The 9385-nt window shown below is 37.3% G+C and carries 8 protein-coding genes and 4 pseudogenes; 8 read left to right on the top strand and 4 right to left on the bottom strand.

Going from position 1 to position 9385, the window contains the following annotated elements:
* Positions 1-166: 166 nt before the first annotated feature.
* The 7 genes and pseudogenes from Xenpb_RS18480 (at position 167) to Xenpb_RS18510 (ending at position 6101) form a co-directional block, all read left to right on the top strand.
* Positions 167-1276, top strand: coding sequence for a hypothetical protein (locus tag Xenpb_RS18480; RefSeq protein ID WP_187655622.1), 1110 nt, complete (start codon positions 167-169; stop codon positions 1274-1276).
* 1565 nt (positions 1277-2841) lie between these two features.
* Positions 2842-3111 (top strand): helix-turn-helix transcriptional regulator, encoded by a 270-nt coding sequence (locus Xenpb_RS18485; RefSeq protein WP_187655623.1) that lies wholly within the window; start codon positions 2842-2844, stop codon positions 3109-3111.
* Positions 3112-3355: 244 nt separating this feature from the next.
* Positions 3356-3658 (top strand): annotated as a pseudogene (locus Xenpb_RS18490) (primase-helicase zinc-binding domain-containing protein); the annotation flags it as partial.
* Between the two features lie 59 nt (positions 3659-3717).
* Positions 3718-3915 carry a hypothetical protein gene (locus tag Xenpb_RS18495; protein WP_187655625.1) on the top strand — a complete coding sequence of 66 codons (198 nt, stop codon included), beginning with the start codon at positions 3718-3720 and terminating at the stop codon, positions 3913-3915.
* 506 nt (positions 3916-4421) lie between these two features.
* A complete protein-coding gene (locus tag Xenpb_RS20575; RefSeq protein ID WP_187655626.1) occupies positions 4422-4976 on the top strand; it encodes a PAAR domain-containing protein in 555 nt (184 codons plus the stop codon).
* A gap of 4 nt (positions 4977-4980) precedes the next feature.
* Positions 4981-5760, top strand: a complete 780-nt coding sequence (locus Xenpb_RS18505) for a hypothetical protein (RefSeq protein WP_187655627.1) — start codon at positions 4981-4983, stop codon at positions 5758-5760.
* The gene (locus Xenpb_RS18510) at positions 5745-6101 is read left to right on the top strand and encodes a hypothetical protein (protein WP_187655628.1); all 357 of its coding nucleotides are present in this window, start codon (positions 5745-5747) and stop codon (positions 6099-6101) included. The genes Xenpb_RS18505 and Xenpb_RS18510 overlap by 16 nt, the downstream gene beginning before the upstream one ends.
* A gap of 970 nt (positions 6102-7071) precedes the next feature.
* Here Xenpb_RS18510 and Xenpb_RS18515 read toward each other — a convergent pair.
* From Xenpb_RS18515 to Xenpb_RS18525, 3 genes and pseudogenes are all read right to left on the bottom strand, one after another.
* Positions 7072-7377 (bottom strand): hypothetical protein, encoded by a 306-nt coding sequence (locus tag Xenpb_RS18515; protein ID WP_187655629.1) that lies wholly within the window; start codon positions 7375-7377, stop codon positions 7072-7074.
* Between the two features lie 491 nt (positions 7378-7868).
* Complete coding sequence (locus Xenpb_RS18520; protein ID WP_187655630.1) at positions 7869-8192, bottom strand: AzlD domain-containing protein; 324 nt, start codon at positions 8190-8192, stop codon at positions 7869-7871.
* A pseudogene (locus Xenpb_RS18525) lies at positions 8192-8647 on the bottom strand (AzlC family ABC transporter permease); the annotation flags it as partial. The gene Xenpb_RS18520 and the pseudogene Xenpb_RS18525, both read right to left, overlap by 1 nt.
* Here Xenpb_RS18525 and Xenpb_RS18530 point away from each other — a divergent pair.
* A pseudogene (locus Xenpb_RS18530) lies at positions 8646-8999 on the top strand (cupin domain-containing protein); the annotation flags it as partial. The pseudogenes Xenpb_RS18525 and Xenpb_RS18530 overlap by 2 nt on opposite strands.
* A 268-nt stretch (positions 9000-9267) precedes the next feature.
* Here the strand turns inward: Xenpb_RS18530 and Xenpb_RS20160 are convergent.
* Positions 9268-9385: pseudogene (locus Xenpb_RS20160) on the bottom strand (IS630 family transposase); the annotation flags it as partial.

The following is a 9385-nucleotide window of genomic DNA, read 5'->3' on the forward strand; positions in this document are numbered from 1 at the left end:
TTGATATCAGAACGCGGGTCATCGATCTTACTGATAAAGTTAAAAATACTCATTATTACGATCGCTATTTTTATGGAATAGCGTGATCTTATCGTTTTAATGAGAGAAAGAGCTATAAGAAGTTATATTCTGGTCTTTATTTAACCTAAATAACCTTACTAAATATATGAGATCTCACCCTGAGATAGAGGTAGTTCGCATTATTAGTGCTAAATCAGATGAAATTAATTCATTAGAACTAAATTTAGAGACAATCAGCGATCATAAAAGTTATATAACCTATCAAATTGCATCAACAAAAGACAGATTAAATAATCTTTTAGATGATAAAAGAAAATATGAAGATCTGAAGAAAATAGCATCTTCCACTGTATTCGAAGATACTCATTTGAATAGTAATGAGTGTCCGACTTGTGGAACATTATACAGCAATAATCTGTTAGATCTTTCAACGCAAGATAATCTGATGACTTATGAGAGTAGCTTAAATTTTATCAAAGATCAGATCAAAGCTTTTGAGTTTGTTTTGCATGACAGCGAAAATCAACTTAAGTACAAAAATTATGAACAGAAAAAAATAGAAGAAATAATAGCTTCTCTGAGGGTTGATATTAATAGGTTAAAGAAAAAAGATAATTCATCTATAGTTTTGCAGGAAGATATATTACGTAGAAAGATAAATCTTGAGAATTCAATTGAAAATATAAGTGGTGCTTATCTGGCTTTGGCTGAGATAAAACTTGAGTTGAATGCTTTGCATTCAAATTATGTTAAACTCCTTTCTAAAAGGAAATCATTTCCTCAAAGCGTTCTTTCCGCTAAAGATCTAGATAAATTACAAGCATTAAACTCTGGCTTGGTATGTAGACTCAGAAAATATAATTTTTCCAGCTTTGATGCAGGCTTAATCAGTATTTCAAAAGAAACATACTTACCTACGAGAGAGGGTTATGATATTGGGTTTGATACTTCGGCTAGTGATGGTATAAGAATTATTTGGGGTTATTTGCTAAGTTTATTTTCTGTAAGTAAAGAACATTCTACAAATCATCCTGGGTTAGTTATTTTTGATGAGCCACGACAGCAGGAGGCAAATAAGGTAAGTTTTTCGGAGTTGCTTAGGGATGCAGCGAAATCGACCCTAAATGGAGGGCAAATAATTTTTGCAACGTCTGAAGAAGAAAGTGTTCTTGTTGAGGCCTTAAAAGGATACCACTATAAAATAGTATCTTTCGATAAAAATGATGGCAAGCTGTTACGAAAGCTGGAAGTGTGACTATGCTGCATTGGTTTGCATACAGTTATAAATAGTACTTGCCTCAGACTCTACCAGCCTAGATGCTGATATTAGCCGCGATTTGACTTGACATTATCTTACTGTAGGACATGATTAAATTTGATGGTCGGCTGTGAGCAAAATAGCCGACTTAACCTAACATATTGCTATGGTGCAAATTTACATTGTGTTTCGGTTATGTATCATGCCGAGTTCTTCTTGTTAACTCTTTTAATTGGTTATTAGATTTTCTAGGTGGCACAGCCAGTTTAACTTTTTTAACAGGTGTAATGTACAACACGTTTGGGTATAAATGAGTTAAAGTAAACTGTCAAAATTAGTCATTTTATGAAATTATCTTTGACAGATTAAATTCTAATTAATCCATAACATAAGTTGTTGACCCTACTCACCACAACCGCTAGTATTCCACTTACACTAATGGTCCATCGCCTGTCAGGATCGCCTTCGGGTGGCGAAATAAAACTCTCGTAGCCTGAAAGAGAGAGCAAGAATTGCGGTACATCTGCACACCTTTGAGAGCAGATATTGTCAAGACACCTAAACCCTCGTCTGGCAATGAAGGTCTCTTAAACTAATAGATAACCCAAAAGGATATCTTTATCTTGTTACCAAAGTGTATTGAGTGTGGGTTCATATACTGGCGTTTCAATGCAACATAAATCCTATTTATCTTCAATGAGCAAAGGGATAGCTTTTGCGCATCCGTACATACTCTTATCTATCTCTGTTTGAATTATTCAACAGACAGTTTTTCTACAGCTAATCCATTAATATGACTACCGTTTAACCTTTAACCTTACGGCGTTTTGCTGTGCCTGATGGCGCTTCAACGTTTGCACGATTTTTGCTGATTGTTTACAGAACTCAAGGCGTCACTTTTTGCAGGTTTACCGCTGAAAGTGACGCCGCAGCAAAAGGACAACACACCTCTGATAGGCTCTGGCCTAGTTAACCACGCAGTGAATCTGACACTGCTTTTTATAGATTGAAAAAGGAGAGATTGACGATATCGAGGCTGGCTTTATGTCGGTGGGGATGACCTGCAAACGCAGGCGGCAGTACTGAGTACTCAACCGATGCCCCGCAATACCTCAACTTGCGTTCACTCTGGCGCACAGATATCGATCAAGGGCAAGGCAGACACTTTTTGTTTTGTCCGAACTGTCGCGCGCCAGAGATTGCATGTTGTCAGGTATAAGTAAGGAAATTGATGAATTGGCTGATTGAAGAATTAAGCATTCGGATCGCTGCCTGTTATGTTGCGTGGGTTTATAGCTGTTAAACTTAGTCGTCCAGTTATTGATTCAGATAAAGCAATCAGTTAAAGTACCCCCGCCATTGGCACAATCCAGTGGTAAGGTTTCGCAGCCTTGTAATGAACTATCCACTGGTAGGAAGTTTCTACCAGTGTGTCTGCTATCGCCTTTTCAATGGCGGTTCAGGTGGGGGAGGCTTCGGCCTCACCGGTTGATAGTTCCCGGTACTGCGAACCCTGTCTGAATCGCCACCATCAATATTAATTAATGGAAGGGGTAGCAGGAATGAATAACAATGTTAAAAATGATTGGCATCAGGCCGATATTATTGCCGCATTACGTAAACGCGGTACAACTTTAGCGGCTGTTTCTCGTGAGTCGGGACTTAGTTCATCTACACTAGCAAACGCATTCAGTAGGCCTTGGCCTAAAGGCGAATGGATCATTGCTGATTATCTTGGCATCCATCCCTCAGAAATCTGGCCAAGTCGTTATTTCGATTCTCATACTGGAGAATTATTAGAAAGGAAAGCCCGCTCTGAGCCACAGGAATAGCCCATTTTAATTTGTGATCTAGTTCGTAAAAATGATAAATGTTTATATGAAGCCTTGAGCGTGAAATGGCAGCCAAATTTGACCATTTCCAAATCTCATGGCTTTTTTGCTTTAACGTAATGATTAAAAAGTTATAAATCTAATTTCCACGTAAAATCTACCAAACTTGATGTAGCAAAATAATGTGGGGGTACAATTGGGGGTATGTGACTTTTTTAATAAAATTAATTCATTAAATATTAATATGTTAACATGCCAGTATTGCGCTCTCCTCAGCGAAAATGTGCTGATCGGAAAACTGCTGCCTGCATGTGGTATTGATATTTCGGCAAAGGGTAAACATGGCGCTTGTCCTGTCTGTAGTGGTACTGATCGTTTCCACTTTATTGATGATCACCATTATGGCAATTGGCATTGCCGCCAGTGTGACGCTCCGAACTATGGTGATGGGCTGGATTTAGTGGTAAGAACCCATCTGATCACAATTTTTGAAGTGGCCAAAATGGTTGCCAATGCTCTGGCCTTGCCGTTGCCTGAACCCAAGCCCACGGGAACGGTACAGATCCACTAGTCGATTTTTGCGGTTATTTTATTGCTCTTGCTTATATGAAAGGCAATAACCTGAATAAATCTGTTTCCGTGACTCGCTTCGGTATGGATATGTCGGGCGCACTGGCAGAATACAGCCAGCAATATTTACGCAAGAAAAGCAAACAAGGCATTCGTAGCAATCTGAGCCTGAATCTTGATACAGCTATCGAATGGATGCCGAAACTGACAAGGAATAGCCTGCCAGAAGAATAATTTTTTTCTGATTCCAGTCAATATTTCAAAGAAATATAAAAAACTATCCATCACTGTTCACCTTTTTCTGGTTGGAGGTGAACGGTTAGGTGAAGAATGGTGATGAGTTTAATTTCAACTCATCATTCTTTAACAATATGAATTTAGATAAAAATATTCAGAGGTGAATAGGGTGAGCAGTTTTATTACTAATTCTTTAATCGGGAGAGGTAGATAAAAATGTTTTCTCTGGCAGGTGTTTTTTCAGCTCTCCGAGTTACCGGGTTAATGTATTAGCCCGGTAACTCGGAGAAGACAAGCGCGCAGCGCGTCAGTGTGCTTTTAAGTTGTTGTATTACGTTAAATTTAAGATGTTTAATCATTTGATTTTGGATTAAAAATGACAACTATCACATTTTTATTGAATAATCCTTGTTCATAGTGGAATGCTTAAAATTTTTTGGTATATCATGATGCTTATAAATTGTTCTATCAGTAAAATTGTATCGGCATAGGGAGAAAGAAGTATGGCTATAGGACATTTTTTGACGGTAGGAGATAAGACAAGCTGTAGAGGAACAATCCTTACAGGAACCAGTAATATTACATTTTATGGACGGCAGGCTGCGGTAGAAGGTTCCCTTGTTACTTGTGGAAACCACTCAGGCAACTTTTCTATCGTAGGTGGCGTGAATTGCTTTTTTGATATGGGAACTAAATTGGCAGGAACTTTGGATAGCCAGAGTACTTGTCCTTGTGGAGCAAATCTTATTCACTCCATTCCTGATAGTTACCAAAATACAGCACTCTCTTCTGGAAAAACAGAACCGCAGGAATTACTTTCAGAAACAAAAAAATGGATTGGTTTTAGCGTCTCTCCTGAAATTGATTATTGCGGCATAAAATGTATTGCCACGCTTGATGATGGCTCAGTCCTTAATGGTGAGTTTAACCAAGAAAATAAAGTCATGTTCACATCAATAACAGGCCATAAGTGTGTAAAACTTGAAATAGAACATTTTGAAAAAGAAAGTTCTCCACAAAGTTTGACAGAAATCTTATTAAATAAAATTATTGGGTGAAATCATGACGTATGAAGTGGTAGAGGGAACATATGCAGGAAAACAAGAACATTCTATTGATGATCCTATTTTAGATAAGGCTGTGGCAGCATTAGAAGGTTCTGCTCTCAAATTTTCGACGGATGCTATAAGTGATGCTAAGGTTAGGCAAAGCTACGCTTCAAATATAAAAAGAGTAACTTCTGAAGTTAAGCAGATGGTGAGTTCGAAAAAAATATCAGTAAAAGAAGCAGCAGAATTTTGCTATGAAATGCGAAACCAAATTATGGCTGAACATAGAAAAATTACTTCAGCACAAGGATTAGCGGTTGCTGAAAGACATAAAAAAACACCTCCTTCTCTTAATGATCTTCTTGATAAGTATTCTCAAAAGAAATTTAGCAATGTATTTTCCAAACTTACTCCAGAACAAAAAAACGCTATTTATTATGAAATAATAGAATCATCATCCAGAGATAATCCTAAATTTACAACAGCTAACAAAAGGTTAAAGATCATAGGAAAAGTAGGCACAATCTTTACGGCAATATTGGCTACACATGAAATATTGAATGCTGAAAATAAACCTAAGGAAGCGGTCAAACAAGGTATACAAATTGGTGGTGGAGTGGCAGGAGGAAGCCTTGCTGGTTTAGCTGTAACACCATTTTGTGGCCCTGGTGCTCCCGTTTGTGCTATTGCTGTAGTGTTATTAGGTAGCATAGCCGGAGGTGTTGCTGGCTCAGTAGTTGCGGATGCTTTAGATGAAGAAATAGAGGAGTTTACTCATTGGGCAATCAACTGACAGATATAGATTTGTGTGAAGCGTTATCTGATATCTTTGTAGATAATGAGGTTGACTATGAATATATAGCTTCTGTAGCAAAACATTTTCCACTTGAGCATGTTGAAATGGTCTTTTTCGAGTGGGTAGCTCCGGTGTGTTATACCAATGGATTAACTCCTGTACCTCCTGTATGGACTTTTTTTGAACGTGAGCAACTTTGGGAGGATATTCAGCTTATTCGGCAAAAAAAGAAAACAGAAAATAAGATAGAAAAAATAAAAATGAATATTAGGCAGTGTTTTTTACGCAGGTATCTTGCGAAGGATTGGCAATGTTTGAAGGACAAGCTAATTGATTAATGTTTTTTATTTTATATTTAAATGATAATATTTTATTAAAGATTAGTATTTGCAATATTTAAATAAATGAGATGATTTATTTTAAAGGTAATAAAATTGACCATCTTAATATAAGATGGCCTTTTAACTAATTATATTTCTCGGTGGATGCATTTAATATTAGATTGGTATCAACGATAATCCATATCCCACTCATTTCCATATAAAAAACCATCATCTTTTTCTTCATATTTTTGTAGAAGGTAATTTATATTATTCCTTTCTTTTTGAGGGCGAAATTTTGCCATTTCGCTTAGTGTATTAAAGCGTATTTTATATTGTGATATTTAATTGTGAAATCTTCTATTAATGAATAAAATTCACAAGATTGAGCGTAAAGACATAAGGCGCCACGCCACCAATCACTTTTTAGATAATGAATTATTTCTATTGATCTATTTTGAATTAATTATAAAGATGCTAAATGTTCTTGATATCTTAAATGACCAAAAGAAAAAGTCTCAGATATATGATCAAAAACTAAAATATTACAAGGAGTGATTAATTCCTCTATCGCAGCTAAGCATGTTTCCATTAAGTAATTAAAACTAGTGTCATTATGCAGAAAATTTACTATATCTTTTTTTATTGCTGAACGGAGATTTCTTTGATGAAAAGCATAACCAATTTTAATCGCTGATTTATATAATATACTTTGAGATAATGTTGTTCTCTTTATATTTTTATATGTATCATAGACACCACAAAAAAGCTCCAGTCGTTTTGTGAATATTTCGCTTTCACTTGAAGGTATATCAATTCCTTTTTCCGCAAGATCACATAATAAAGTTGCAAGTAAAGGTGTTTTAACGATCTCACAAATTTCTTTACCTTTAATACTTTCGATTAGTTGTTGGCTAAGATTCGGTTTTTTCCTTGAACCTTTATTTCTTTTTCTTCTAATAAATAATTTTTTAAATTGATACTGTTTTCAGTAGTGGCTTCTATTTAACGTTGGCGGTTGCTGAATTAGAGCAAGAAGGGGCAAATACCGTTGAACAGCTTCATAATCGTGTTCCCTAGAAATTAAAATATCATAGCCATTATGATCATCATTTAGAATTATTTTCACTCTATTAATGAATCTATTTAAGGGTATGTATATAACCTTTGATGAATTTTCTGAAAGTAATTTTCTTACATACATTTGTAAGGTTGTGGTTTTTCCTGCTCCAGCTCCACCATAAACGGCAATATCATGCTTTTTTTCAAATAACTCAAATGGTGAAATAGACAATCCGTCATTAGATTTTTTTCTTTTTTTTAATATTTTTATATATTTTTTATTATCTTCTGTTTTATTAATTAATATATCTAAAACGTTAATTGTTTTTTGTGTTTCGGTTAAAAATGAAACAATATCTATTCCATTTTTTCTATTTTTTCAAATCTCATGGCTTTTTTGCTTTAACACGATGATTAAACAGTTATGAACCTAATTTCCGAATAAAATCTACCAGATTTGATGTAGCAAAATAATGTGGGGTACTATTGGGAGTATGTGACTTTTTTAATAATATTAACTTATTAAATATTAATATGTTAACATGCCAGTATTGCGCTCTCCTCCATTAAGCCCTAGCGCAAAGTCCCAATCTCACAAAGTCTACTACCGTCTTCCTAAATCTCTACAATTTTCCTATACAATATTGGTGATTTATGAAGCTGACAGACATGGCTATCAAATGAGCCAAACCTCAGGGAAAAGACTGCAATATATTAAAGTGCTTATTTTATGCCTGCATAGCGCAACAATGCTGTCACGCTTACCGCAACCAGAATCACTATAATCAGTGGCATCCTTCGCCAGGCAAGAAACACCGCGACGGTAATACCCAGTATGCGTGCCATGCCAGCAAAATGACCGCTTTCGTAAAAGGTGGCAGTGAGTGCGACAGCGAACAACAACGTGGTTGCGGCATCGGTAAGCAGCGTCCGAGAGTGTTCAGATAAAGGCAGTTTATTACCCAATTTTGCGCCGCTGAGTCGCATCAAATAAGTGCCAATTGACAACACCGCAATGCCAATAATAATCAGAGCATAGTTCGCCATCATTTTTTCCTTGTGTGTAAACCCAATAGTGACACCAGAACTGGTAATCCCACAGGTGCGAAAGGCACGGTTGCAAGTGAAATTGCCGCGCCACTGGAGGCACGAGTGAATGTCGTTTTATTCTCAAATGATGGAATGACCAGTGCCAGTAAAATAGCCGGGAAAACAGCACCCAAGCCAATGGTTTCTGGTGCGGGAAGGAATTTCCCGATTACACAGCCAATAACTACACCGAGCGGCCAGAATACAACAACACCAATACCACATAACCAGTAAGCAGCTTTGCGCTGTTCAGATGTCGGTTGTGACATACCGAAAACCACACTTTCATCATTCATAATGTGGCATCCCAGAAAACTTGCCATACGTTTTCCAACTAAGTCTCGCACGGCGATGCCAAAGGGAAAATGACGTGCATTCACCAACAAGCCCGCCATCGCTGCTGCAAGTGGGTTATTGGAACCGCAGAGTAACAAAACACAGGTAATTCGGCGTGGTGAAGGCACTAAAGTGGTGGCGGAACAGGCGAACTATCAGGCGATTTTATTGGCGATCTGTCCACCAGGTGCGCGTCGTGATATTTATCTGTTGATGACGCAGCCAGGGGCAGATCGCGTTTCTCATCCACATCCACCCGGTTCAGTGGAGCATATTATTATCACTCATGGGCGTGCGTTGGTAGGGCTAACGGAAGCACCAGAAGAATTAAGTGAAGGTGATTATATCTGCTATCCGGCGGACTTAGAGCATGTTTTCAAAGCGCTGGAGCCAGATACTCAAGCGATTTTGGTGGCTGAGCAGAATTAAGTCGGTGACTTTTCATCTTTAGTGGCGGGTACTTGTACGTGAATAGAGACAAGCCTGCCACTAGGGATGTCGATCAAATCACCATTAGCGTAACCTCCTCGTACTTTTCTGGCAGGTATCTTATATTTCTTGCATAACGTAGCGTTAAATATCACGGAACAATTTAATACAGGTTCTGACTTAGATTAAATTGGGGGAGTGAGGATAATCAACAAATCAGTAAACAAAAAAATGACTGATGTAACTGGCACAATAGTTCTATACGCACTTAACTTGAAGATGCAGGTCTTAGAATCTGAAAGTTATCAGTCAGTCGGGTAGTCAACTCTTTCGCTTTTTCTGGCAAGGTAATATGAAAAAAGCGGCGAAGTGCTTCACGGAACGTT

The sequence above is a fragment of the Xenorhabdus sp. PB62.4 genome (assembly GCF_014467285.1).
GTDB lineage: Bacteria > Pseudomonadota > Gammaproteobacteria > Enterobacterales > Enterobacteriaceae > Xenorhabdus.